Source organism: Streptomyces sp. NPDC127098 (genome assembly GCF_042722465.1).
In the GTDB taxonomy this organism is placed as follows: domain Bacteria; phylum Actinomycetota; class Actinomycetes; order Streptomycetales; family Streptomycetaceae; genus Streptomyces; species Streptomyces millisiae.
The window spans coordinates 24,048-47,073 of record NZ_JBHXFJ010000018.1; the positions used below are offsets into that span (position 1 = coordinate 24,048).

At 72.8% G+C, this 23,026-nt stretch carries 24 protein-coding genes and 1 tRNA gene; 7 read left to right on the top strand and 18 right to left on the bottom strand.

Annotated elements, in window-relative coordinates:
- Positions 1-143 precede the first annotated feature (143 nt).
- Positions 144-1,145, top strand: a complete 1,002-nt coding sequence (locus ACFWI8_RS14195; RefSeq protein ID WP_387090197.1) for a LacI family DNA-binding transcriptional regulator — start codon at positions 144-146, stop codon at positions 1,143-1,145.
- A gap of 5 nt (positions 1,146-1,150) precedes the next feature.
- Here the strand turns inward: ACFWI8_RS14195 and ACFWI8_RS14200 are convergent.
- Positions 1,151-1,225 (bottom strand) — tRNA-Leu (locus ACFWI8_RS14200).
- Positions 1,226-1,348: 123 nt separating this feature from the next.
- Positions 1,349-2,650 (bottom strand): DUF445 domain-containing protein, encoded by a 1,302-nt coding sequence (locus ACFWI8_RS14205; protein ID WP_387090199.1) that lies wholly within the window; start codon positions 2,648-2,650, stop codon positions 1,349-1,351.
- A gap of 98 nt (positions 2,651-2,748) precedes the next feature.
- On the opposite strand from ACFWI8_RS14205, the gene ACFWI8_RS14210 reads away from it, so the two are divergent.
- Complete coding sequence (locus ACFWI8_RS14210) at positions 2,749-4,092, top strand: SGNH/GDSL hydrolase family protein (protein ID WP_387090202.1); 1,344 nt, start codon at positions 2,749-2,751, stop codon at positions 4,090-4,092.
- A gap of 170 nt (positions 4,093-4,262) precedes the next feature.
- Complete coding sequence (locus ACFWI8_RS14215) at positions 4,263-6,584, top strand: transglycosylase domain-containing protein (protein WP_387090205.1); 2,322 nt, start codon at positions 4,263-4,265, stop codon at positions 6,582-6,584.
- A 92-nt stretch (positions 6,585-6,676) separates the two neighbouring features.
- On the opposite strand, the gene ACFWI8_RS14220 is transcribed toward ACFWI8_RS14215, so the two are convergent.
- Both ACFWI8_RS14220 and ACFWI8_RS14225 read right to left on the bottom strand, forming a co-directional pair.
- Entirely contained in the window at positions 6,677-6,979 is a 303-nt protein-coding gene (locus ACFWI8_RS14220) for a co-chaperone GroES (protein WP_311602427.1), read from the bottom strand.
- Between the two features lie 83 nt (positions 6,980-7,062).
- Positions 7,063-7,395, bottom strand: coding sequence for a DUF3618 domain-containing protein (locus tag ACFWI8_RS14225; protein WP_387090208.1), 333 nt, complete (start codon positions 7,393-7,395; stop codon positions 7,063-7,065).
- 146 nt (positions 7,396-7,541) lie between these two features.
- On the opposite strand from ACFWI8_RS14225, the gene bcp reads away from it, so the two are divergent.
- The 4 genes from bcp to ACFWI8_RS14245 all read left to right on the top strand — a co-directional run bounded on the left by bcp (position 7,542) and on the right by ACFWI8_RS14245 (position 10,155).
- Positions 7,542-8,009, top strand: coding sequence for a thioredoxin-dependent thiol peroxidase (gene bcp, locus ACFWI8_RS14230; protein WP_387090211.1), 468 nt, complete (start codon positions 7,542-7,544; stop codon positions 8,007-8,009).
- A gap of 12 nt (positions 8,010-8,021) precedes the next feature.
- On the top strand, positions 8,022-8,801 hold the full coding sequence (locus tag ACFWI8_RS14235) for an HAD-IIA family hydrolase (protein ID WP_387090214.1): 780 nt from the start codon (positions 8,022-8,024) through the stop codon (positions 8,799-8,801).
- Positions 8,802-8,896: 95 nt separating this feature from the next.
- Complete coding sequence (locus tag ACFWI8_RS14240; RefSeq protein ID WP_387090217.1) at positions 8,897-9,496, top strand: hypothetical protein; 600 nt, start codon at positions 8,897-8,899, stop codon at positions 9,494-9,496.
- Positions 9,493-10,155: a class F sortase gene (locus ACFWI8_RS14245; protein ID WP_387090220.1), complete on the top strand. Its 663-nt coding sequence runs from the start codon at positions 9,493-9,495 to the stop codon at positions 10,153-10,155. The genes ACFWI8_RS14240 and ACFWI8_RS14245 overlap by 4 nt, the downstream gene beginning before the upstream one ends.
- Here the strand turns inward: ACFWI8_RS14245 and rdgB are convergent.
- From rdgB to ACFWI8_RS14315, 14 genes are all read right to left on the bottom strand, one after another.
- Entirely contained in the window at positions 10,136-10,747 is a 612-nt protein-coding gene (rdgB, locus tag ACFWI8_RS14250; RefSeq protein ID WP_387090222.1) for an RdgB/HAM1 family non-canonical purine NTP pyrophosphatase, read from the bottom strand. The genes ACFWI8_RS14245 and rdgB overlap by 20 nt on opposite strands.
- Before the next feature lie 168 nt (positions 10,748-10,915).
- Positions 10,916-13,006: a beta-galactosidase gene (locus ACFWI8_RS14255; RefSeq protein ID WP_387090225.1), complete on the bottom strand. Its 2,091-nt coding sequence runs from the start codon at positions 13,004-13,006 to the stop codon at positions 10,916-10,918.
- 41 nt (positions 13,007-13,047) lie between these two features.
- Positions 13,048-13,959, bottom strand: a complete 912-nt coding sequence (locus ACFWI8_RS14260; RefSeq protein ID WP_387090228.1) for a carbohydrate ABC transporter permease — start codon at positions 13,957-13,959, stop codon at positions 13,048-13,050.
- The gene (locus ACFWI8_RS14265; protein WP_387090231.1) at positions 13,956-14,855 is read right to left on the bottom strand and encodes a carbohydrate ABC transporter permease; all 900 of its coding nucleotides are present in this window, start codon (positions 14,853-14,855) and stop codon (positions 13,956-13,958) included. Before ACFWI8_RS14265 ends, ACFWI8_RS14260 begins: the two co-directional genes overlap by 4 nt.
- Positions 14,856-14,865: 10 nt before the next feature.
- Positions 14,866-16,239: an ABC transporter substrate-binding protein gene (locus ACFWI8_RS14270; protein ID WP_387090233.1), complete on the bottom strand. Its 1,374-nt coding sequence runs from the start codon at positions 16,237-16,239 to the stop codon at positions 14,866-14,868.
- The gene (locus ACFWI8_RS14275; protein ID WP_387090240.1) at positions 16,236-17,303 is read right to left on the bottom strand and encodes a substrate-binding domain-containing protein; all 1,068 of its coding nucleotides are present in this window, start codon (positions 17,301-17,303) and stop codon (positions 16,236-16,238) included. Before ACFWI8_RS14275 ends, ACFWI8_RS14270 begins: the two co-directional genes overlap by 4 nt.
- A 154-nt stretch (positions 17,304-17,457) precedes the next feature.
- Entirely contained in the window at positions 17,458-17,838 is a 381-nt protein-coding gene (locus ACFWI8_RS14280; protein ID WP_311602368.1) for a hypothetical protein, read from the bottom strand.
- 9 nt (positions 17,839-17,847) lie between these two features.
- A complete protein-coding gene (gene rph / locus ACFWI8_RS14285; protein ID WP_311602367.1) occupies positions 17,848-18,576 on the bottom strand; it encodes a ribonuclease PH in 729 nt (242 codons plus the stop codon).
- Between the two features lie 19 nt (positions 18,577-18,595).
- Positions 18,596-19,351 (bottom strand): MBL fold metallo-hydrolase, encoded by a 756-nt coding sequence (locus ACFWI8_RS14290; protein WP_387090243.1) that lies wholly within the window; start codon positions 19,349-19,351, stop codon positions 18,596-18,598.
- Positions 19,352-19,592: 241 nt separating this feature from the next.
- Positions 19,593-20,789: a rod shape-determining protein RodA gene (gene rodA, locus ACFWI8_RS14295; RefSeq protein WP_387090246.1), complete on the bottom strand. Its 1,197-nt coding sequence runs from the start codon at positions 20,787-20,789 to the stop codon at positions 19,593-19,595.
- A gap of 339 nt (positions 20,790-21,128) precedes the next feature.
- Positions 21,129-22,079, bottom strand: coding sequence for a cysteine synthase (locus tag ACFWI8_RS14300; RefSeq protein WP_311603270.1), 951 nt, complete (start codon positions 22,077-22,079; stop codon positions 21,129-21,131).
- The gene (locus tag ACFWI8_RS14305) at positions 22,079-22,360 is read right to left on the bottom strand and encodes a MoaD/ThiS family protein (protein WP_387090250.1); all 282 of its coding nucleotides are present in this window, start codon (positions 22,358-22,360) and stop codon (positions 22,079-22,081) included. The genes ACFWI8_RS14300 and ACFWI8_RS14305 overlap by 1 nt, the downstream gene beginning before the upstream one ends.
- Positions 22,361-22,423: 63 nt before the next feature.
- On the bottom strand, positions 22,424-22,534 hold the full coding sequence (locus ACFWI8_RS14310) for a putative leader peptide (protein WP_311603273.1): 111 nt from the start codon (positions 22,532-22,534) through the stop codon (positions 22,424-22,426).
- Between the two features lie 59 nt (positions 22,535-22,593).
- The gene (locus ACFWI8_RS14315) at positions 22,594-23,010 is read right to left on the bottom strand and encodes a Mov34/MPN/PAD-1 family protein (protein ID WP_387090253.1); all 417 of its coding nucleotides are present in this window, start codon (positions 23,008-23,010) and stop codon (positions 22,594-22,596) included.
- Positions 23,011-23,026: the final 16 nt, after the last annotated feature.

Sequence of the window (23,026 nt, forward strand, 5' to 3'; positions counted from 1 at the left end):
CCCTGGGGGGCGTCAAGGGTTGAGGGACCCCATGAGACCTACGTAATCAAACAGAGACGCGCAGAGCCGCACAGCATGGCACGATGAACGACAGCAGCGGACGGGAAGGACGGCTGATGCAGGTCAGAAGGCGGCGAGTGTCCATGGCCGACGTCGCACGGCTCGCCGGGGTCTCCTCGCAGACCGTCTCCCGGGTCGCCAACGGCCACCCCGGCGTGGTCGAGGCCACCCGCCAACAGGTGCTCGCCGCCATGAAGGAGCTCGGCTACCGCCCCAACAGCGCCGCGCGCGCCCTGAAGCGCGGCGAGTTCCGCACCATCGGGATCATCCTCTTCACCCTCTCCACCACCGGCAACGTCCGCACCCTGGAGGCGATCTCCGCCTCCGCGGCCGAAGAGGGCTACGCCACCACGCTGTTGCCGGTGGCCGTCCCCACCCAGGACGGCGTCCGCGGCGCCTTCACCCGCCTCGGCGAACTCGCCGTGGACGCGATCATCGTGATCATGGAGGTCCACCTGCTGGACGCGGCGACCGTTTCGCTGCCGCCCAACGTCCAGGTGGTGGTGGCCGATTCGGACGCCGGCGACCGCTACAGCGTCGTCGACACCGACCAGGCGGGCGGCACCCGTGAGGCCGTGCGCCACCTGCTCGACCTCGGCCACCGCACCGTCTGGCACCTGGCGGGCCCGGAGGAGTCCTTCGCCGCCCAACGCCGCGCCGCCGCCTGGCGCGCCACCCTCACCGACGCGGGCCGCCCCGTCCCACCCCTGGTACGCGGCGACTGGTCGGCCGAGTCCGGCTACCTGGCCGGCCTCCGGCTGGCCGAAGAGCCGGACTGCACCGCCGTCTTCACCGCCAACGACCAGATGGCGCTCGGCCTGCTGCGGGCGCTGCACGAGAAGGGCCGCTCCGTGCCGGGCGACGTCAGCGTCGTCGGCTTCGACGACATCCCGGAGGCCGGCTCCTTCATGCCGCCGCTCACCACCATCCACCAGGACTTCGCGGAGGTCGGCCGCCGCTGCGTGGAGGGTGTGCTGCGCCAGATGCGGGCCGACACGACGGAACGGGGCACCACGCTCGTGCCGACCTGGCTCGTCCGCCGCGAGAGCACGGCGCCGCCGCCGGAAGGTCGGGGCATCGGCTAGGCGGGTGGGCCCGGTGGGACTCGAACCCACGACACACCGGACCTAAACCGGCGCCCTCTAGCCAACTGGGGTACGGACCCGCCGCTCTACTCTACCGGCCGGGCCCGGGTGCCCCGCACCCGTGGAGCCCCGGAACGCGCGGGCCGCGCACGGGGTCAGCGTTCACCGCCGAACAGGGACGTGACCGTGCACCCGACGCGGAGTCACCACCCGGCGAGGCGGGTCAGCGTGTGGATGGCGAGACCGGCCAGGGCGCCGATGATCGTGCCGTTGAGGCGGATGAACTGGAGGTCGCGGCCGATGTGGAGTTCGATCTTGCGGGAGGTGGTGCGGGCGTCCCAGGAGGCCACCGTGTCGGTGATGAGCGCGGTGATCTCCTTGCGGTAGCCGGAGACCACGTGGACGGTCGCGTCCGTCACCCAGCCGTCCAGCTTGGCGCGCAGCCGCTCCTCGGTGGTCAGGCGGGCGCCGAGGGAGAGGATCGCGGCGCGGGCGCGCAGGCGCAGCGCGCTGCGCTCGTCCTCGGCGGCGGAGAGGATCATGGCGCGCACGGTGCCCCAGGCCGAGGCGATGAGCTCCTGGATCTCGGGGCGGTGCAGCAGGTCGGCCTTCAGCCGCTCCACCCTGGCCCTGGTCTCCTCGTCCGTCCTGAGCTGCCGCGCGAAGTCGGTGAGGAAGCGGTCGAGGGCGGCGCGGGCCGGGTGTTCCGGGGAGTCGCGCATCTCGGCGGCGAAGCGCAGGAGTTCGCGGTAGACGCGGTCGCCGACGCGGCGGTCGACGAAGCGGGGGGTCCAGCCGGGGGCGCCGCCCTCGACGGCGGCGAGCACGGAGTCGCGGTGCTTGACCAGCCAGTCGTGTGCCTGGGTGCACAGCAGGTCGACGGCGCGATGGTGGCCGCCGTCCGCGATGACGCGTTCCAGGACGCGGCCGAGGCCGGGCGAGATCTCCACCGCGTCGGCCCGGCGGGTGATGGCCTCGCCTATCACCGCCTGCACGTCGGCGTCGCGCAGCACGGTGAGGCCGCCGCGCACCCCGGTGGCGAGCTCGGCGGTGACGCGGTCGGCGTTCTCCGGTCTGGCGAGCCAGGCGCCGAGCCGGCCGGCCAGGCCGATGGCCCGCAGCCGGGCCCTGACCACGTCCTCGGCGAGGAAGTTCTCGCCGACGAAGTCGCCGAGGGACTCGCCGAGTTGGTCCTTCCTGGTGGGGATGATCGCGGTGTGCGGGATGGGTAGGCCGAGCGGGTGTCTGAAGAGGGCGGTGACGGCGAACCAGTCCGCCAGCGCGCCGACCATGCCGGCCTCGGCGGCGGAGGCCACGTAGCCGGCCCAGGCGCCGGCGCCCGCGTGCTCGGCCCAGGTGGCGAGGCCGTAGACGGCGGCGACCAGGAGCAGCAGCCCGGTGGCCACCGCCTTCATCCGCCGCAGGCCCCGCAGCCGCGCCTCGTCGCCCGGTGAGAGGGCGTCGCCGGGCCGGGTGCCGCCACTGTCCAGGTCCGTCGGTGTCATTCGTACATTGTCCCGGCAACCGCGCCGGTTTCCGCGCGTGACCGGTCCCTCACCCGGGTGGGTGAGCCGGGGTGCTCCGACCGTGGGATCATGAGCGGGTGGGAGTGGTGAGTGGACGGCGGGTGTTCGGCCTGCTGGCGGGGCTGATGGCCGTGGTGCTCGGGGTGCTGGTCGCGGTGGGCACGGGGCAGGAGGCGTCGGGCGCCGGGGAGCGCGCCGGGGAGCGTCTCGAGAAGGACATGGCCGACCCCCACCCGACACGGAGCGTGACGCCGGCGGCGGGCGCGGAGTGGGTGGGTACCTGGTCCGCCGCTCCCACCGGCCCCGAGCCGGGCACCGAGGCGGGCCTGCCGAACCAGTCCCTGCGGAACGTGGTGCACACCTCGGTGGGCGGCGGCAGCGTGCGCGTCGAGCTGTCCAACCAGTACGGCGGCCGGCCTGTCACGTTCACCAACGTGACGGTGGCGCTGTCGGTGGGCGGCGGTCCCGGGGCGGTGGCCGGGAGCATGCGGCGGCTGACGTTCGGTGAGGGCACCTCGGTGCTGGTGCCGCCGGGTGAGCGGGTGCTGAGCGATCCGGTGCGTCTCGAGGTGGCGGCCGGTTCCGACCTGCTGGTGACGGTGTACGCGCCGGATCCCTCGGGGTCCGTGACCTACCACCGGATGGCGCAGCAGATCAGCTACGTGGCGGCGGGGGACGCGGCGGGCGAGGAGTCGGGCGCGGCGTTCACCGGGGTCGCCGAGGTGTGGCGGTACGTCAGCTCGGTGCAGGTGCTGAGCCCGGGGGCCGAGGGCTCGGTCGCGGTGCTCGGCGACTCCCTGACGGACGGCATCACCTCGACGGTCGGCGCCAACCGCCGCTGGACGGACCTGCTGGCCGAGCGGCTGCGCACCGAGCGGGACTCGCCGCGGCTGGCCGTGCTCAACCAGGGCATCAGCGGCAACCGGCTGCTGCTCGACGGCGACCTGACCCGGCAGTACAACGGCGCGAGCGGGCTGCGCCGGCTCGGCCTCGACGTGCTGCAGCAGGCGGGGCTGCGCACGGTGGTGCTCCAGTTGGGCATCAACGACATCACCGCCGTGCCGCAGCAGACCGACCCGGCGGCCATCGTGGCGGCGATGCGCCAGGTGACCGCCGAGGCGCACGAGGCGGGCCTGTGGGTGGTGGGGGCCACGCTGGCGCCGTTCGGCGGCCACCACACGTACACGCCGGAGCGGGAGCGGGTGCGGCAGCTGGTGAACGCGGAGATCAGGGCGGGTGGCGTGTTCGACGCGGTGCTCGACTTCGACGCGGCGCTGCGCGATCCGGCCCGTCCGCAGTCGCTGCTGCCGCTGCACGACTCGGGCGACGGGCTGCACCCGAGCGACGCCGGCTATCTGGCGATGGCCCGCGCCGTGTCGTTGCGGGACCTGGTGCCGGACACCGCGGAGCAGGCGCTCTGAGCGTCCTCGTGGGCCGCTCCTACGGGTGAGGCGGCAGGGCCGACCGGGTGACCGGCGGGCCGGGTCTCGGCGTCGCGGGCGCGCCGTTGCCCTAGACGGTCGGGTATGAGACGAGGACACCCCGATCGGCCGATGCGCGGGGACGAGGCCCGGGCCGGGGCCAGGTGAGGATGAGCGACGGCGAGACGGGCGAGGGGCCCGGTGGTCGCGCGGCGCGCCGGTGGCCGCGGCGGCGGGGGCGGCGGGCGCGGCCGCGCAGGCACGGGCTGCGGCGGCTGCTGCCCACCTGGCGGATGGTGTTCGCGGGCGCCACGCTGTGCGTGCTGGGCGGTTCGGGTGCCCTGGTCGCCGCCTACCTGCTGGTGGACATCCCGGAGCCCAGGTCGGCGGCGGCCGCCGAGGCCAACGTCTACCGCTACGCGGACGGTTCGCAGCTGGCGGTGGCCGGTGAGGTCAACCGGGAGAGCGTGGATCTCTCGCGGGTGCCGGAGACCGTGAGGCACGCCGTCCTGGCGGCCGAGGACCGCAACTTCTACGAGGATCCGGCCGTGGACGTGACGGCGATGGTCAGGGCGGCGTGGAACATGGCGCGCGGCGGCGAGAAGCAGTCGGGCTCGACCATCACCCAGCAGTACGTGAAGAACTACTACCTGGACCAGCGGCAGACCGTGAGCCGCAAGGTGAAGGAGCTGATCATCGCGGTGAAGCTGGGGCGCGAGGTCGACAAGGACGAGATCCTGGAGGGCTACCTCAACACCAGCTACTTCGGGCGCAACGCCTACGGGGTGCAGGCCGCCGCCCGCGCCTACTACGACAAGGACGTGGCGGAGCTCGACACGGCGGAGGGCGCGTATCTGGCCGTGTTGCTCAACGCGCCGAGCGCCTACGACGTGCGCGCCAACCCGGACAACGAGCGGCGCGCGGTGGCCCGTTGGGAGTACGTGCTGGACGGGATGGTCTCGGAGGGCTGGCTGACGCGCGAGCGGCGGGAGCGGCTGACCTTCCCCGAGCCGCGCGAGTTCAGGCCGGCCGACAGCCTGTCGGGCGAGCGCGGCTACCTGGTGGAGGCCGTGCGGCAGTACCTGGCGGACGCGGGTGTGGTGAGCGAGGAGGAGCTGGCCAGGGGCGGCTACCGGATCACCACCACCATCGAGCCCGCGCGGCAGCGCGCGCTGACCAGGGCCGTCGACGAGCGGCTGCTCGACCGGCTCTCGGCCGACGAGCCGCCGGACTCCTACGCCCGGGTCGGGGCGACCTCGGTCGACGTGGCGTCCGGCCGGGTGGTGGCGATGTACGGCGGCCGGGACTACACCGAGCAGTTCGTCAACAACGCGACGCGCCGCGACTACCAGGCGGCCTCCACCTTCAAGCCGTTCGTCTACACGGCGGCGCTGCGGCACCGGGCGCGGACCGTGGACGGCCGGCGGATCGGCCCGGACACCGAGTACGAGGGGGACAGCGGCCGGGAGGTCGTCGACCGGGAGGGCGAGGGCAGCGGCTGGGCGCCGGAGAACGAGAACGGCGAGGACTTCGGCGAGCTCACCGTCGCCGAGGCGATGGACCGCTCGGTGAACGCGGTCTTCGCGCAGATGGGCGCCGACGTCGGCCCGGAGCGGGTGCGCGAGACGGCGGTGGCGCTCGGCGTCCCGGAGACCACCCCGGGCATCGACCGCGCCCAGGGCTCGATCTCGCTGGGCACCGCCACGCCGAGCACGCTCGACGTGGCGGAGGCGTACGCGACGCTGGCCGCGCACGGCACGCACCGGGACGTCTCGCTGGTGGCCGAGGTGACCAGGAACGGGGAACGGGTTCAGCTGCCGGAACCGCGGGCCGAGCGCGCGGTGCCCAGGGAGGCGGCGGACGGCACCACGGCGATGCTGGCGGGCGTGGTCCGCGACGGAACCGGGCGGGCCGCGCGCGAGGCGGGCCGGGACGCGGCGGGCAAGACGGGCACCGCGGAGGAGGACCGGGCCGCCTGGTTCGCCGGCTACACCCCGGAACTGGCCACCGTGGTCGCGGTGTTCGGGCAGGACCCGGAGTCGGGCGAGCAGCGGGAGCTGTACGGCGTGGCGGGCCGGGAGCGGATCGGCGGCGGCGGGTTCCCGGCCGAGATCTGGGCCCAGTACACGCGGGACGCGCTGGACGGCGAGCCGAGGCGGTCCTTCGACCTGGCGGGTGCCGACGCGGACGACGCCGAGCGGGACGAGGAGTCGGAGGAGTCCGACGAGTCCCCGTCGACCGAGGAGTCCGGCGACTCGGGGGAGCCGGACGGCACGGGGGAGCCCACGGGCCCCGCCGAGCCGCGGCAGCCGGGGCGGACCGGGCCACCAGGTGGCGACTCCCCGACGGGGACGCCGCCGCCGGCCGGCACGCCGGGCCCCGGCGGCACGGGCGAGCCCGAGGAGACACCGGGGCAACTCCCGGCGGCCCTGCTGCCCGAGGGCTCCTACCTGGTGCGGGTGCCGGTGATCGGGGTCGTCGGGGTCGGCTAGGACCTGGCGGTCGCTACGTCGCTACAGGTAGAGGCCCGTGGAGTCCTCGCTGCGTCGTTCTGCGTGCCGCGTTCTGACGTGGCCGACGGTCGCTACAGGTAGAGGCCCGTGGAGTCCTCGCTGCCCTGGAGGCGCTCGGCGGCGACGGCGTGCAGGTCGCGCTCGCGCATCAACAGGTAGGAGACGCCGCGCACCTCGACCTCGGCCCGGTCCTCCGGGTCGTACAGCACGCGGTCGCCCGGCTCCACGGTCCGCACGTTCTGCCCGACGGCGACGACCTCGGCCCAGTCGAGGCGGCGGCCCACCTGGGCCGTCGCGGGGATCACGATGCCGCCGAGCGAGCGGCGCTCGCCCTCGGCGGAGTCTGCGCGGACCAGCACCCGGTCGTGCAGCATCCGGATGGGCAGCTTGTCGTGGGACGGTGCGGAAGAACTCACGGGATGACCGTATCTCAGGTGGGTGCGGCGGGAACCAGGCCCTAGCGGCGCCGGCGGCGGTTGGCGGCGACCAGCAGGCCCACCGCGGCGACGGCCAGCAGCGCCACCGGGACGACGCGGTCGAGACGCGGGCCGCCGTCCTCCGTGACGAACCGCGAACGCGCGCCCGTGACCGTGCGGTTGACGGCCTCCAGGGCGCGGCCCGCGGTGCGGTCGATGTTGGCGGCGGCCCGGGTGCGCAGCTCGTCCGCGATGGTGCTCGGGTGCACGCGCACCCCGATCTCGTCCAGCGTCCTGGCGAGGTTCTCCCGCCGCCGCGCGATCCGCGCCTCGATGTCCGCCGGTGTCGCCGGTGTCCCGGCTGCCTCGGTCACGCCGCCGCCCTTCGTCGTCGTTCGCCTGCTCGGCACAGTGTGTCAGCTCCGCGGGCGGCATGCCTGTCGGTCCCCCCGTTTAGGCTGGGTGGCGTACCAGCTCGCCGGTGAGAGCGGCGAGACACGCGAGACACGAGGGAGCCGCCATGAGCGTGCGTCTGCAGCCGGGTGACCCGGCCCCGGCCTTCACCCTGCCCGACGCGGACGGCCGCCCGGTGTCGCTGGCCGACCACGCGGGTCGGAAGGTCATCGTGTACTTCTACCCGGCGGCCCTGACGCCGGGTTGCACCAAGCAGGCGTGCGACTTCACGGACAACCTGGAGCTGCTGGCCGGCGCCGGATACGACGTGATCGGGGTCTCCCCCGACAAGCCGGAGAAGCTCGCGAAGTTCCGGGAGCGGGAGGAGCTGAAGGTCACGCTGGTCAGCGATCCTGACAAGGCGGTGCTCACGGCTTATGGTGCGTTCGGCGAGAAGAAGCTGTACGGCAAGACCGTGACCGGCGTGATCCGCTCCACCGTCATCGTCGACGGGGACGGCAAGGTCGAGCGCGCCCTGTACAACGTCAAGGCCACCGGCCACGTCGCCAAGCTCATCAAGGACCTCGCCCTCTAAGGAGTCGCCGACGTGGCAGAGCGTAAGCCGATCGAGTCCTGGCTGACCGACATGGATGGGGTGCTGATCCACGAGGGCGTGCCGGTGCCCGGCGCGGACCTGTTCCTGCGCCGGCTGCGGGACTCGGGGCGTCCCTTCCTGGTCCTGACGAACAACTCGATCTACACCCGGCGCGATCTCCAGGCCAGGCTGACCAGGATGGGCCTGGACGTGCCGGTGGAGAGCATCTGGACGTCGGCGCTGGCGACGGCGCAGTTCCTGGACGACCAGCGGCCCGGCGGCACGGCGTACGTGATCGGCGAGGCGGGCCTGACGACGGCGCTGCACGACGTGGGCTATGTGCTGACCGACGTCGCCCCCGACTACGTGGTGCTCGGCGAGACCAGGACGTACAGCTTCGAGTCGCTGACCAAGGCGATCCGGCTGATCAACGACGGCGCCCGGTTCATCGCCACCAACCCGGACCACACGGGGCCCTCGACGGAGGGCGCGCTGCCGGCCACGGGTTCGGTCGCGGCGCTGATCACCAAGGCCACCGGGCGCGATCCGTACTTCGTGGGCAAGCCCAACCCGCTGATGATGCGTACAGGTCTCAACCTGATCGGCGCGCACTCGGAGACCAGCGCGATGATCGGCGACCGGATGGACACGGACGTGCTGGCCGGCCTGGAGGCGGGCATGGAGACGTTCCTGGTGCTGACCGGGCTGACCAGGACGGACGAGATCGACCGGTTCCCGTTCCGGCCCTCCGCGGTGGTGGACTCGATCGCGGACCTGGTCGAGCGCGTCTGATCCGGTAGGGGGCGGGACCCCCGTCTGGGCGTGCTGCGGATGCGGCGGGGCGCGTGGCGGGGGACCTTCGTGGTACCGACCCGGAGGTTCCTGCCATGGGCATCGCCTTTCCCCTGAAGCTCACCCTGTGTGCGGCCGCCATGACCGTGGTGGCCGCGGGCACCGTCCTCGCGGCGGACCCCGAACCGCCGTCCGGGGCCGCCGAGGTGCGGGTGAGCCCGGCCGAGGCCGCGCCGGGCGACGAGGTCGAGCTGCGGGTGCACGGCTGTGCCGGCGCCTCGGCCACGGCCCGCTCGGACGGCTTCGTCACCGAGGCCCGGCTGGCGCCGGCCGCGGGCGGCGAGCTCTTCGGCGAGGCGCTCGTCCCCTCGACGCTCGAACCCGGCGGCTACCCGGTCGAGGTGGAGTGCGACGGCGCCCGACTCTCCGGCGAGTTGACCGTCGTCGGCACCACGCCGCCCGGCGGCCAGCCGCGGCCCACCGGCGCGGAGCAGTCGCGGCCCACCGGGCCTGAGCAGCCCGAGGCACGCCCCACGGGACCGGTGGGCGCGGGCGGCGGCGGCACCGCCGGCGAGCCGCCGGCGGCCGAGGCGAGCGTGCCGACGGGACCGGCCGGACTGGCCCTGCTCGCCGGCGGACTGCTGGCCGGCGGCGCGCTGTTCGCGGTGCGGCGGCTGCGCGGCGCCCGGCGGTGACCCGCGCCGGGGGCCGGCTGTTCCCGGTGCTGACCTGGGCGTTGGTGCTGCTCGCCATCTGGCTGTGGGCCCAGGACGTGACGGAGGGCCGACTGCCGCTCGGCGACGTCGGCACGCCCTGGTCGGTCGCGGACGGCGACGCCGGGCTGCCGCCGGCCGCGAGCCCGCTGTCCGGCTCCGCGCCGCCGAGCACCCTGGAGATCGAGTCGCTCGGCGTGCGGGCCGACATCGTGGAGCGCGGGGTGGACGCCGCGGGCGGCGTCGAGCCCCCGCCGTTCAGCAGCCCGGAACTCGTCGGCTGGTACGCGGCCGGCCCGACGCCCGGCGCCGCCGGCTCCGCGGTACTGGTCGGCCATGTGGACACCGACCGGGAACCGGCCGTCTTCTACACCCTCAGCACGGTGGAACCGGGCGCCGAGGTCCTGGTCACCCGCGCCGACGGCACCGTGGCCGAGTTCACGGTGCGGGGCGTGGACGTGGTGGAGCGCGCCGAGTTCGACGCCGAACGGGTCTACGGGCCGCGGGACCCGGGGCGAACGGACGCCGAGCTGCGGCTGATCACCTGCGGCGGCACGTTCGACCGCGAGCGGGGCAGCTACTCGGCCAACGTCGTGGTCACGGCGTATCTCACCGGATACCTCACCGGGACGGCGACGTGAGCTCCGCGAGCTCGGCCGCCAGCGCGCGGAAGGCGCGGCCGCGGTGGCTGATCGCGTTCTTCTCCGCCGGGCTCAGCTCCCCACAGGTGCGGGACTCGCCCACCGGCTGGAGGATCGGGTCGTAGCCGAAGCCGCCGTCGCCCGCCGGCGCGCGCCGCAGGGTGCCGGCCAGCCGGCCCTCGGTCACCCGCTCCGTGCCGTCCGGCAGCACCAGCGCGGCGGCGCAGGCGAAGTGCGCGCCACGGTGCTCGTCCGGCACGTCGGCGAGCTGCGCGAGGAGCAGGTCGAGATTGGCGCGGTCGTCGCCGTGCCGGCCGGCCCACCGGGCGGAGAAGATGCCGGGGGCGCCGCCGAGCACGTCCACGCAGAGACCCGAGTCGTCGGCCACGGCCGCGAGGCCGGTGGCCTCGACCAGCGCGCGGGCCTTGAGCAACGCGTTCTCGGCGAAGGTGACGCCGGTCTCCTTCACGTCCTCCACCTCGGGGAAGGCGTCCGCCCCGACGAGCTCCGTGGTGACGCCGGCGGCGCCCAGGATGGCCCTCAGCTCGGTCACCTTGTGGGCGTTGCGGGTGGCTAGTACGAGTCGCTCCATGCGGCCCATTATGGTCGCGCCATTCTTCCCCCCACCCACCCGCCCATTCCGCGCGGAGCGCGGGAGCGCCGCCGTTCGGCCCAGGCCCTACGCGTGGCGCGGGCCGAAACCGCGCTTCGCGCGGTGAACGGCCCGCCTGGCCACGCGGCCAAGGCCAAGCGCCCAGCGTTACCGTTCGGCGAGGACGCGGACGTCCCATGGGCCGAGGCGGAGTGTCTCGCCCGCGGGGAGGTCCGCGTCGGTCAGGACGTCGCGCGCGGCGACCGGCACGGTGAACTCGCTCGGCAGCCAGGACCAGTTGTGGATGAACCGCAGGCGGGTGCCGTCCTTGGCGGTGGCGCCGGTGACCGTCTGACTGTCGGCGGCGGCGCGCCAGGTCGTCGGTCGGTCCTGGGCGCTCCAGCGCAGGACCGCCGCGGCGAGGGCCGGGTCGGGGACGGTGCCGACGTAGGTGACCCGTCCGGCGCCGTGGGCGCGGGTGGTGACGGCCGGCCAGCGGGAGAAGTGCGGGTGGGCGTAGGAGGCCAGCCACTCTCCCCCGTCGAGTTGGAGGCCGTCGATCCACCGGGTGGCGCGCGCGTCCTCGGGGAGGTGGAGCGGGGAGTCGGCCGCGGCGACCACGGAGAGCGGCCGTTCGATGGTGGAGAACTCGTCGTACCAGACGCCGGCGGCCTCGGTCAGGAAGGCGGGTTTGCGTTCCAGGCGGGCCCGCGCCTCCTCGTCCTCGTAGCCGGTGCGGATGCCGAGCAGCAGGTGGCCGCCGGCCGCCGCGTAGCGCTCCAGCCAGCGGAGTTCCTCGTCGCTCGCGATGAGCAGCGCGGCGGCGACCAGCACCGGCTGGCGGGCGGCGTACTCGGCCGGGTCGGTGGTGAAGAGCTGCCCGGTGTGCACGATGCGGGCCTGGAGACCCGCGTCGAAGGCGCCGCGGTAGAAGGCGCCGAAGACGGCCTCGTAGGAGGCACGGTCGGGTCCGCCGTCGGCGTCCGGCAGCATGGGCGTCTCCTGGAGCGCCCACTTGGTGTCGGTGGAGTAGACGAGGGCCACGTCCGCGTCGGGGGTGAGGCCGGCGACCAGTTCGCCGGCCTTCTCGAACTCGGCGCCGAGTTTGGCGAGTTGCTGGTAGACGCGGCCCGGTTCCTGGCTGTGCGGCAGGATGCCGCCCCAGTAGGTCTCAGTGCCGAAGTGCAGGGTGTGCCAGTGCCAGTACTCGATCATGGTGGCGCCACGTGAGACGAGCGCCCAGGCGGCCTGGCGCCACTGGCCGTCGTAGGCCGGCTCGTTGATCCAGGGCGCGCCGATGGCCTGCGCGTTGGTCTCGGTGACGAGGTAGGGCTCCTGCCGGGAGGAGTACATGCGGTCGGCGGACTGGTAGAGCGCCCAGGTGCCGTCGGTGGTCCAACCCTGGCCGGTCTCGCGGGTGTGGGGGAGTTCGAGGGAGTCCTGCATCCGGTAGTAGGGGTTGCCGGCGGTGATGTCGAGGCGGCGGGTGAGGTCGTCGTCCTTGACGGTGGGGCGCGGGTAGGAGATGCAGGTGGTGACGAACTGGTCGTCGCGCGCGTACTCGCGGACGATGTCGGCCTGCCAGCCGATGAAGTCGGTGGTGAGCGAGCCCTGGAAGCGGCGCCAGGCCAGGTCGTACTGGGGTTGCCCGTTGGCGTCGGGCGTCCACAGGTCGGCCCAGGTGGAGAGCCGGTGGGACCAGTAGGTGAGGCCCCAGCGCTCGTTGAGTTCCTCGACGGAGCCGTAGGTGTGCCGCAGGTGGTCGACGAAGCGCTGGAAGACGCCCCGGTTGTGGAAGATCTCGGCGCCCGGCTCGTTGTCGACCTGGTAGCCGATGACCGCCGGGTGGTCGGCGTAGCGGGCGACGATCCTGCGGATGACCCGCTCGGCGTGGAAGAGGAAGGCCGGGTGGGTGTAGTCGATCTCCTGGCGGACGCCCCAACCCATGGGCTGGCCGGTGCGGCGCTCGGCGTTGATCTCGGGGTAGGTGCGGGCGAGCCAGGGCGGCGCCGCGTAGGTGGGGGTGCCCAGCACGACGCGGATGCCGCGCTGCTGGGCGCCGTCCAACACCGGCTGGAGCCAGTCGAGTTCGAAGACCCCGTTCTCCGGCTCCCAGGTGGACCAAACGGACTCGCCGACCCGGATCACGCTGAAGTGGGCCTCCCGCATCAGGTCGAGGTCGGCTTCGAGGCGGGGGGTCGGCTGGTACTCGTGGTAGTAGGCGGCGCCGAAGAGCACCCGGTCGGGGAGCTTGGGCATGGTGGGTCGTTCTCCTTACGGACTCGCGGTTCGGGCGGCCGTCAGCCCTTGACGGCGCCGGCGGACAGGCCCTCGAGCAGTTGCTTGCGCAGCAGCAGGAAGACGAGGATGGTCGGCACGGAGGCCAGCACGGCGCCGGGCAGCACCAGGTCGAACTGGCGTGCCTCGGCCTTGAAGAGGATGTTGAGGCCGAGCGGGAGGGTGTACTGGTCGGTGTCGGAGATCAGTACCAGCGGCCACATGAAGTGGTTGTAGCTCTGCAGGAACTGCCAGACGGCCAGCGCGCCCAACGAGGGCCGCAGCAGCGGGAGCACGACGCGCAGGAAGATGCCGAACTCGCTGGAGCCGTCCATCCGGGCGGACTCCAGGATCTCGTCCGGGATGGACTGGATGATGTACTGCTGCATCATGAAGATGCCGAAGGCCGGCGCCACCCAGGGCACGGTGAGCGCGAACCAGGGGTTGGAGAGCCCGGACTTCACCATCAGGACGAAGAGCGGCACCAGGATCACCGCGAACGGCACCGACAGCGAGCTGAACATCACGGAGAACAGCAGCCGCTTGCCGGCGAACCGGTACTTGGCGAAGGCGAAACCGGCGAGCGCGCAGACGAAGACCGCGACGGCGGTGGCGGCGGCCGCCGTGATCACGCTGATCGCGAACCAGCTCCAGAACGGCTGACTGTCCAGCAGGTTGCGGTAGTTGTCGAGGGTGGCCGGGGACGGGATCAGCTTCGGCGGGTACTCGAAGAGGTCGCCGCGCGGCTTGAACGAGCCGCTGACGGCCCACAGCATGGGCGCGACGAAGACCAGCAGCAGCACGCTCAGCGTGACGTAGAGCAGGATCCGGCCGGTGAGGGAGTAGCGCCGCGGGGGGCGGTTGCCGGTGGGTGGGGACGGCGGCGTGGCGGCGCCTCCCGGCAGACGGTCTCGCGCGGTGGTGACGGCGCTCATGAGATCCTCCCGATGGAGAACAGCCGGTTCAGGATCTGGCTGACCCCGAAGACGAAGACGAAGAGGACGAGGCCGGCCGCGGCCGCGTAGCCGAACTGCTGGCGCTCGAAGGCGGCCCGGTAGACGAACATCGCGACGGTCAGGGTCTCCTCGCCGGGGCCGCCGCCGGTGATCAGGTAGGGCTCGTCGAAGAGTTGGGCCGAGCCGATGAACGAGGTGACCACGACGAACGCGGTCACCGGCCGGATGGCGGGCAGCGTGACGGCGGAGAACGTCCGCAGCACGCCGGCGCCGTCCAGTTCGGCGGCCTCGTAGCGCTCGCGGGGCACGGCCTGGAGGGCGGCGAGGAAGAAGATGGTGAGGTAGCCGACCCAGCGCCACAGCAGCACGAAGCTGACGGAGACCTTGGCCATGGTGGGGTCGCCGAGCCAGTCGGTGTTCCCGGCTCCGAAGAGCGCCCGCAGCACCGAGTTGAGCAGCCCGTACTGCCGGTCGAAGACCAGGCTGTAGACGAGGGCGATCACGATGGGCGAGATCACCATGGGGAGGAAGAAGGTGACCCGGAACAGGTCGCGGGCGCGCAGTCCCCTGGTGTTGAGTGCCTGGGCGATGAGGAGCGCGGCCGGGACGATGATGAACAGGCTCACCAGCACGAAGATCAGGGAGTTGCCGAGCGCCTTGTGGAAGCTGGTGTCGCGGGCGAGGTCGGCGAAGTTCCGCAGGCCGACGAACTCGGGGGTGCCGAGGCCGACCCAGTCGGTCATGGAGAGGTAGACCGCGGCTCCGATGGGCACGACCATGAACAGCGCGTAGAGCACGTAGAAGGGCGCGATGAAGGCATAGGGCGCGAGCTGGCGGCGCTTGCGCGCCGGGGGCGTGGCCTGGAGTGTCGTCATCGGTGGCACCTCAATCGTGGTTCCGGGTCTGGCCGCGGAAGTCCTCGGCGGCGTTCCGCAGGGCCTCGGCCGGCGAGGAGTCGCCGTGGTAGGCGCGCAGCAGGTGGCCGCTGAGCACGGTGTCGAGGATCGGCTTGTCGGCGCTGAGGTAGAACACCGGCGCCTCGTCGACGACCTCGCGGTAGACCTCGAACATGCGCTGGCCGCCGCAGTACTCGTCCTCGATCTCCAGCAGCTGCGGGTCGTCGAAGACGGAGCGCCGGGTGGGGAGGTAGCCCAGGTCGACGTAGCGGCGGATCTGTTCGGCGGGGGTGAGGTAGGCGGACGTGACGAGTTCGACGCCGGCGAGCGTGTTCCGCTTGCCGGTCAGCGCCGCGAAGCCGGTGCCGCCGGTGAAGGAGGTGCGGGAGCCGCCGTCGGAGAAGACCGGCAGCGGCCGGATGCGCCACTGGCCCGACTGCTCGGGCACGTTGGGCATCAGGCCGTAGATCTTGTACCAGGTGGCCATCCACTGGCCGATCAGTTCGCCGGACTTGAGGGCGGCCTGCATGCCGGGCCCGTAGAAGTCGGAGACCGTGGTGATGAAACCTTCCCGCACGCCGCGGACCAGGAAAGCGAGGGCCCGCTCGGCCTCCGGGGTCTCGATGGTGAGGGTGCCGTCCTCGTCGAAGAGCCGCCCGCCGCTCTGCATCAGCAGCATGTCGAAGATCTGCACGACCTGGCCCAGGTCGCTGCCGACCGCGACCGCGCCGACGGCCACGCCGTGCCGCTCGTGGGCGCGGCGCCCGGCCTCGGCCAGCTCGTCCCAGGTGGCGACGTCCGTCGGCAGCCCGGCCCGGTCGAACTCGGGCTCGCGGTAGTAGTAGACGACCAGCGGCGCGTCGGAGTCCAGCGCGTAGAGGTGGCCGTCCTTGGTGAACGGCGCGGTGCGCGAGGGCAGCAGGTCGTCGCGGACGTCCGCCTCGATGTGGCCTTCCAGGGGCTCGATCAGCTCGGCGGCGATCTCGCCGCGCAGGAACCGGGGGAAGGCGCCGATCTCCAGGCCCGCGACGTCCGGGGTGCCACGTCCCGCGATGGCCTGCGCGATGGTCTTGGTCACCACGTCCGCCGCGCCGGCCCTGGTGGGAGCGAGGTGCCAGCGGAACGGGCTGTCGCCGGCGGCCTCGGCGTTGCGGGCCGCGGTCTCGAAGAAGTCGACGTACGCCTGGTCGTGGGTCCAGAACGCCAGGTTCACGGAGCCCGAGGTGACGGGCTCGGCGCTGGCGGCCCGGCCGCAGCCGCTCAGCGCGCCGCCGAGCAGGGCGGCCGCGCCGACGCCGCCGCCGAGGCGCAGCAGTCCGCGGCGGGACATCGTCCCGGGAGGTGGTGGGATGCGTTGGGTCATGGTCGTCCCCCGTTCTCGGGCAGCGCTGCCCGTCGGGTGCTGGGTCGTGCTGGTGGTGCGGTGCTCTCCCGGACCACGAAGGTGCCGGGGATCAGCGCGTCGTCGGACGGCCCCGGCGGGCGGCCGTCTGCGGTCACGGCGGCGACCAGGCGGCGCATGCCCTGCTCGGCCATCGCCGTGAAGTCCTGCCGGACCGTGGTCAGCGGCACGGAGAGGTAGGCGGCTTCCGGGATGTCGTCGAACCCGACCACGCTGACGTCCTCCGGCACCCGGCGACCCGAGCGCTGCACGGCGTACATGGCGCCGATGGCCATCTGGTCGTTGGCCACGAACAGCGCGGTGACGTCCGCGTCCGCGAGCAGTTCGCGCGCGATCCGGCAGCCGGCGGCCGCGCTCCAGTCGCCGTGCGCGAAGGCCGGCTCGGGGGCGCCGGCGGCGCGCAGCGCGGCCCGCCAGCCGCCGATCCGACGGGCGGTCACCGACCAGGACGGCGGGCCCGCGATGTGGTGCACGGTGCGGTGGCCGAGGGCCAGCAGGTGGGCCGTCGCCTCCCGGGCGCTGCTCGCGTCGTCGCTGCCGACCCGGATCACGCCGGGCCGCGCGGGGCCCTCGGGGAACTCCATGCGCAGCACGGGAACGCCGGCGGGCACCCCGGTCAGCTGGTCGAGGACGCCGAGCACGGGCGCGGAGACGGCGAGCGCCTCCACGCCCTGGCTGACCAGGTGCCGCACCGACCTGGCGGTCTCCTGGGGGTCCCGGTCGTCGGCGTGCACGACGCTGACGAAGTAGCCGGCGTTCCGGGCGGCGCGCTCCAGGTCCCGCAACACGGAGGCGGGGCCGAAGAAGCCGGTGTCGGTGGTGAGGATGCCGATCCGCCGGGAGCGGCGGGTGACGAGGGCGCGGGCGTTGGCGTCCGGCAGGTAGCCGAGGCGGGCGATCTCGCGCTCGACGCGCTCCCGCACTTCCCGGCTGACGTGGGGCTCGCCGTTCACGACGCGCGAGACCGTCTTCTGCGAGACGCCGGCCCGCTCGGCTATCTCCCGCATCGAGACCCGACCTGCCACGACCAGCTCCTTCGCCGGCAACGGTGGTTGACTACGCGGTCTGACTACGCAGTCAACCGGGTGATTCGACACGTTAAGGAGCTGTTTCGAGCCACGTCAAGACATCGGTTCGAGATTCTGCAATGCGTTCGAGGAGCCGAACGAGACGCCGGGGTTACTCCGAGCACACTCCGCTCAGCGCCGAGACCGCCTCCCCGAGCGGCGCCAGGTCCACCTCGAGCTGGCCCCCGCCCTCGCCCCCGCCCGACGCCCTGATCGTCTCGGCCGCGGCGGCCACCGACTCGGCCGCCTCCTCCGCGTCCGCGCCGTCGACGCCGTGCAGGTCCGCCACATTCTGGTCCAGGTCGTCCAACGCGGCGTCGAACGCGTCCACGTCGCCCGCGTCGACCGCCTGCTGGAGATCGTTGAGATTGCCGGTCACCGCGACCGCTATCCGCGCGCAGTCCACCGCCTGTTGGACGTCACACGCCAACGTGAAACCCGTCGCCGCGATCGCCGCGACGACCACGCCCGCCTTCGCTCGAATTCCGCTCACGCCTTGGTCCTACCCCTCGGCGAGGGCGGCACGCTGCGCCGCGTCGAGCCGGGCGCAGCCGGCGACGGCCAGGTCGAGCAGCGCGTTGAGTTCGGAGCGGTCGAACGGCTTGCCCTCGGCGGTGCCCTGCACCTCGACGAAGTGACCGTCGCCGGTGCAGACCACGTTCATGTCGGTCTCGGCGCGCACGTCCTCCTCGTAGGCGAGGTCCAGCATCGGCACCCCGCCCACGATGCCCACACTGACCGCGGCCACCGTGCCGGTCAGCGGCTGGGAACGGCCCCTGACCAGCTTCTCGCGCTGCGCCCAGGCGACGGCGTCGGCCAGCGCCACGTAGGCGCCGGTGATGGCGGCCGTCCTGGTGCCGCCGTCGGCCTGCAGCACGTCGCAGTCGAGCACGAAGGTGTTCTCGCCCAGCGCCCTGAAGTCGATGACGGCCCGCAGCGAACGGCCGATCAGCCGCGAGATCTCGTGGGTGCGGCCGCCGATCTTGCCGCGCACCGACTCCCGGTCGCCCCGGGTGTTGGTGGCGCGCGGCAGCATCGCGTACTCGCTGGTCACCCAGCCCTCGCCGCTGCCACGCCGCCAGCGCGGCACCCCCTCGGTGACGCTGGCGGTGCACAGCACCCGGGTGTCCCCGAAGGAGACGAGGACGGAGCCTTCGGCGTGCTTGCTCCAGCCCCGCTCGATCCGGACGGGACGGAGCTCATCGGCCGCGCGGCCGTCGATTCGTGACATGCCGCGAGCCTACGGCGTCTCACACCTCGTAGACCGCGCCGGGGCGGGCCAGCTCCACCGGGCCCTCGAACACGGCCTTGGCGTCGCACAGGTTGACCTGGGCGTCCGTCCACGGCGGGATGTGAGTGAGCACCAGCCGCTCGGCGCCGGCCCGCCGCGCGCACTCCCCCGCCTGCCGACCGTTGAGGTGCACCTCCGGCAGGTCCTCCTTGCCGTCGGTGAACGAGGCCTCGCACAGGAAGAGGTCGGCGTCGGCGGCGAGCCCGGTGAGCGAGTCGCAGCGGCCGCTGTCCCCCGAGTAGCAGAAGACCCGGCCCCGGTGCTCGATCCGGAAGCCGTAGGTCTCCACCGGATGGGTGACGCGCCGGGCGGTGACCGTGAACGGGCCCAGGCGGAAGGTGTCGCCCGAGGTCAGGGTGTGGAAGTCGAAGACCTCGCTCATCGACTTCTCGGACGGGGTGTCGTCGTACGCGGTGGTCAGCCGGTGCTCGGTGCCCGCCGGGCCGTAGACCGGCACCGGATCGCAGCGGCCGCCCTCGTGCCGGTAGTAACGGGCCACGAAGTAGCCGCACATGTCGATGCAGTGGTCGGGGTGGAGATGGCTGAGCGCGATCGCGTCGATGTCGTAGAGGCCGATGTACTTCTGTAGCTCGCCGAGGGCGCCATTGCCCATGTCTAGGAGCAGCCGGTAGCCCTCGGCCTCGATGAGGTAACAGGAACAGGCCGAGTCCGCGGACGGGAATGACCCCGAGCAGCCGACGACGGTGAGCTTCATGGAAGGGGGAACCTCCGTAGTGGGGTTCGAACGACTCTAAGTCGCAACGGACCGGACCGCGCCTTGTGCGTGCCGCGGTGTGGGCGGAATCACCAGCGCGGGGTACCGTCGCACACGTGGACGGAGTGTGGTGGTTGGCGCTCGCCGGAGTCGCGTTGCTCGGCCTCGTCGCGGCGGTCCTTGACGGCACCGGACGCCTCGGCGGACGTCGCGGGCGAGGCCGCCGGCGCTGAGCCGGGGATCACAGTCGGCTGCGCGACCTGACGTGGATGGCCAGCAGCAGGCCGACGGCGATCCAGACGGCGAACATGGACGAGCCGCCGTACGAGAGGAACGGGAGCGGCAGCCCGGTCACCGGCATGATGCCGAGCGCCATACCCATGTTCTGGAAGGTCTGGAACGCGATCCAGGTGACGATCCCCACCGCGACGATCGTCCCGTAGGTGTCGGGGGCGTGCAGCGCGATCCGGCAGCCACGCCACAGCACCGCGCCGAGCAGCAGGATCACCAGGCCGGCGCCGACGAAGCCGAGTTCCTCGCCGGCGACCGTGAAGATGAAGTCGGTGTGCTGCTCGGGCACGAACTGTCCGGTGGTCTGGCTGCCGTGGAACAGGCCCTGACCCGTGAGGCCACCGGAGCCGATGGCGATCCTGGCCTGGTTGGTGTTGTAGCCGACGCCCGCCGGGTCGAGTGCGGGGTTGGCGAAGGCCGCGAACCGGTTGATCTGGTACTCGTCGAGCAGCCCCGCCTGCCAGACCGCGAGCGCGGCGAGCACGCCGAGGCCGAGCAGCCCGAGGATCCACGCCCGGCCGGTGCCGGAGGCCAGCAGCGCGCCGAGCGCGATCGCGGCGATCACCATGGTCTGGCCGACGTCCGGCGTCAACAGGATCAACACGGCAGGCACCGCGGCGATCCCCAGCGCCTGCAACACCGCCCGGGTGTCGGGCCGCGCCCGCGCCTCGTTCTCCAGCGGCGCCGCGAGCAGCATCGCCATGGCCAGGATCACACCGACCTTGACCAGCTCGGACGGCTGGAACGCGAAGCCGCCGCCGACCTGGATCCAGCTCCGGGAGCCGTTCACCGTCGAACCGAGGGGCGACAGCACGGCCAGCGACATCACCACCGACACCGCGTACAGCACGGGCGCGGCGCTCCGCAGCCGGACGTGGCCGAGCCACACCATGGCGGAGGCGAGGCCGACGCCGATGGCGAGGTTGAGGATGTGGCGGAGCAGGAAGTACTGCGGGTCGCCGTTGTTGAGATCGGTCCGGCCGCGGGTCGCGGAGTACACCAGCAGCGTGCCGATGAGGGAGAGGATCCCGGCGGCCCCGACCAGCGTCCAGTCAAGACGCCGCGCCAACGAGTCCCGCCGCGTGAGGCGGGTCCACACGGTCCGCTCCGCGGGGGCCTTGAGGGAGGAGTAACTGCGTACGGTCACGGAGCCGACACTATGTGTTTTGGCACCTTCGCCGCAGGCCGCGCCACCGCGCTCGGCGCGGCTTTCCCCACCCACCCGCCCTTTCCCGCAGCGCGGGCGCTCCCGCGCTACGCGCGGCGACGCGGCGGGCGCCACCGCGGCCGAAGGCCGTGGGCGGCTACGCCGCCGACCGGCCCGGCGCCGCAGGCGCGCGGCCCGGGCCGCGCGAGGCCACCCGCCAAGGGCGGGTGGGCGCGGCGCGGCTCCCCGCGCTATGCGCGGGGCGGCGGCGCGCCGGTGACCCGGGGCCGGCGGCCCGGCGGCCCGGCGGCCCGGTGGCCAACGCCAAGCGCGCAGCGGTTACGCCCAGAGCTGGCCGTGGAGGGCCTCGATGGCCGCCTCCGTCGTCGGGGCCGTGTAGACGCCCGTGGACAGGTACTTCCAGCCGCCGTCGGCAACGATGAAGACGATGTCCGCGGTCTGACCGGCCCGGAGGGCCCGGCGGCCGACGCCGATCGCCGCGTGGAGCGCGGCGCCCGTCGAGACGCCGGCGAAGATGCCCTCCTGGGCGAGGAGTTCCCGGGTCCGCGTCACCGCGTCGGCCGAGCCGACCGAGTAGCGGGAGGTCAGCACGGACTCGTCGTACAGCTCGGGGACGAAGCCCTCGTCCAGGTTTCGCAGGCCGTAGACCAGGTCGTCGTAGCGCGGCTCGGCCGCGACGATCTGGATGTCGGGCCGCTGCTCCCGGAGGTAGCGGCCGACGCCCATCAGCGTGCCGGTGGTGCCGAGGCCGGCGACGAAGTGGGTGACCGACGGCAGGTCGGCCAGGATCTCGGGTCCCGTGGTGGCGTAGTGGGCGCCGCTGTTGTGCGGGTTGCCGTACTGGTAGAGCATCACCCAGTCGGGGTGCTCGGCGGCCAGTTCCTTGGCCACCCGGACCGCCGTGTTGGAGCCGCCGGCGGCCGGGGACGGGATGATTTCCGCGCCCCACATGGCCAGCAGCTCGCGCCGCTCCGACGAGGTGTTCTCCGGCATCACGCACACCATCCGGTAGCCCTTGAGCCTGGCCGCCATGGCCAGCGAGATGCCGGTGTTGCCCGAGGTGGGCTCCAGGACGGTGCAGCCGGGGGTGAGCCGGCCGTCCTTCTCCGCCTGCTCGATCATGAACAGCGCGGGGCGGTCCTTGATCGATCCCGTCGGGTTGCGGTCCTCGAGCTTGGCCCAGATCCGCACGTTCTCGGCCGGCGAGAGCCGCGGCAACCGCACCAGCGGCGTGTTGCCCACGGCTGCCAGCGGCGAGTCGAAGCGCATCAGCGCATGCCCCCGGCGACGGCCGGCAGGATGGTGACGCTGTCGCCGTCGGACAGCTCCGTGTCGACGCCGGCGAGGAAGCGGACGTCCTCGTCGTTGAGGTAGACGTTGACGAAGCGGCGCAGCTTGCCGCCGTCCTCGACGAGCCGGTCCTTGATGCCGGGGTGGTTGGCGTCCAGGTCGGTGAAGAGCTCGGCGATGGTCGCACCGGTGCCCTTGACCGCCTTCTGGCCGTCGGTGTAGCTGCGGAGGATGGTCGGGATGCGGACCTCGATGGCCATGCGGACTCCAGGGAAGGGCTCGTGGGTTGCGACAGGCGGGAACGTGCGGCAGTAGCGGCTGGATCAGCGAGCAGCGCGACACATGGCGCTGGCGAGGCGGCACAGGTCGACGTGCAGACGCGCCACCAGCGGAGCGCCGCCGGGCCATTCGTCGTTCACGCCGTGGGAAACCATGGTCGCATCGTAGCGATTCCCGGAGACGCGCATGGAAATCGGCTCATAACACATGGCGCTCACACCACCCGCACCTCCTCCTCGGTGACCTCGCCCGCCACGATCCGGAAGGAGCGGAACGAGACCGGGCCCTCGCCGTTGCCGCACTCGGCGGTGGAGACCAGGACGTAGTGCGCGCCCGGCTCGTTGGCGTAGGAGATGTCGGTGCGGGAGGGGTACGCCTCGGTGGCGGTGTGCGAGTGGTAGATGACCACCGGCTCCTCGTCCCGGTCGTCCATCTCCCGGTAGAGCCGGAGCAGGTCACCCGAGTCGAACTCGTAGAACGTGGGCGAGCGCGCCGCGTTGAGCATCGGGACGAAGCGCTCGGGGCGGTCGCTGCCGGCGGGGCCCGCGACCACCCCGCAGGCCTCGTCCGGGTGGTCGGCGCGGGCGTGGGCGATGATCTTCTCGCGCAGCTCCTGGCTGATGGTAAGCATGGCGTCAGGGTAGGAC

Coding starts and splice junctions, on each gene's coding strand:
- ACFWI8_RS14195 (WP_387090197.1), top strand. CDS start 144: ATGGCCGACGTCGCACGGCTCGCCGGGGTCTCCTCGCAGACCGTCTCC.
- ACFWI8_RS14205 (WP_387090199.1), bottom strand. CDS start 2,650: ATGACACCGACGGACCTGGACAGTGGCGGCACCCGGCCCGGCGACGCC.
- ACFWI8_RS14215 (WP_387090205.1), top strand. CDS start 4,263: ATGAGCGACGGCGAGACGGGCGAGGGGCCCGGTGGTCGCGCGGCGCGC.
- ACFWI8_RS14220 (WP_311602427.1), bottom strand. CDS start 6,979: ATGCTGCACGACCGGGTGCTGGTCCGCGCAGACTCCGCCGAGGGCGAG.
- bcp (WP_387090211.1), top strand. CDS start 7,542: ATGAGCGTGCGTCTGCAGCCGGGTGACCCGGCCCCGGCCTTCACCCTG.
- ACFWI8_RS14240 (WP_387090217.1), top strand. CDS start 8,897: ATGGGCATCGCCTTTCCCCTGAAGCTCACCCTGTGTGCGGCCGCCATG.
- rdgB (WP_387090222.1), bottom strand. CDS start 10,747: ATGGAGCGACTCGTACTAGCCACCCGCAACGCCCACAAGGTGACCGAG.
- ACFWI8_RS14255 (WP_387090225.1), bottom strand. CDS start 13,006: ATGCCCAAGCTCCCCGACCGGGTGCTCTTCGGCGCCGCCTACTACCAC.
- ACFWI8_RS14260 (WP_387090228.1), bottom strand. CDS start 13,959: ATGAGCGCCGTCACCACCGCGCGAGACCGTCTGCCGGGAGGCGCCGCC.
- ACFWI8_RS14265 (WP_387090231.1), bottom strand. CDS start 14,855: ATGACGACACTCCAGGCCACGCCCCCGGCGCGCAAGCGCCGCCAGCTC.
- ACFWI8_RS14270 (WP_387090233.1), bottom strand. CDS start 16,239: ATGACCCAACGCATCCCACCACCTCCCGGGACGATGTCCCGCCGCGGA.
- rph (WP_311602367.1), bottom strand. CDS start 18,576: ATGTCACGAATCGACGGCCGCGCGGCCGATGAGCTCCGTCCCGTCCGG.
- ACFWI8_RS14290 (WP_387090243.1), bottom strand. CDS start 19,351: ATGAAGCTCACCGTCGTCGGCTGCTCGGGGTCATTCCCGTCCGCGGAC.
- ACFWI8_RS14300 (WP_311603270.1), bottom strand. CDS start 22,079: ATGCGCTTCGACTCGCCGCTGGCAGCCGTGGGCAACACGCCGCTGGTG.
- ACFWI8_RS14305 (WP_387090250.1), bottom strand. CDS start 22,360: ATGGCCATCGAGGTCCGCATCCCGACCATCCTCCGCAGCTACACCGAC.
- ACFWI8_RS14310 (WP_311603273.1), bottom strand. CDS start 22,534: ATGGTTTCCCACGGCGTGAACGACGAATGGCCCGGCGGCGCTCCGCTG.
- ACFWI8_RS14315 (WP_387090253.1), bottom strand. CDS start 23,010: ATGCTTACCATCAGCCAGGAGCTGCGCGAGAAGATCATCGCCCACGCC.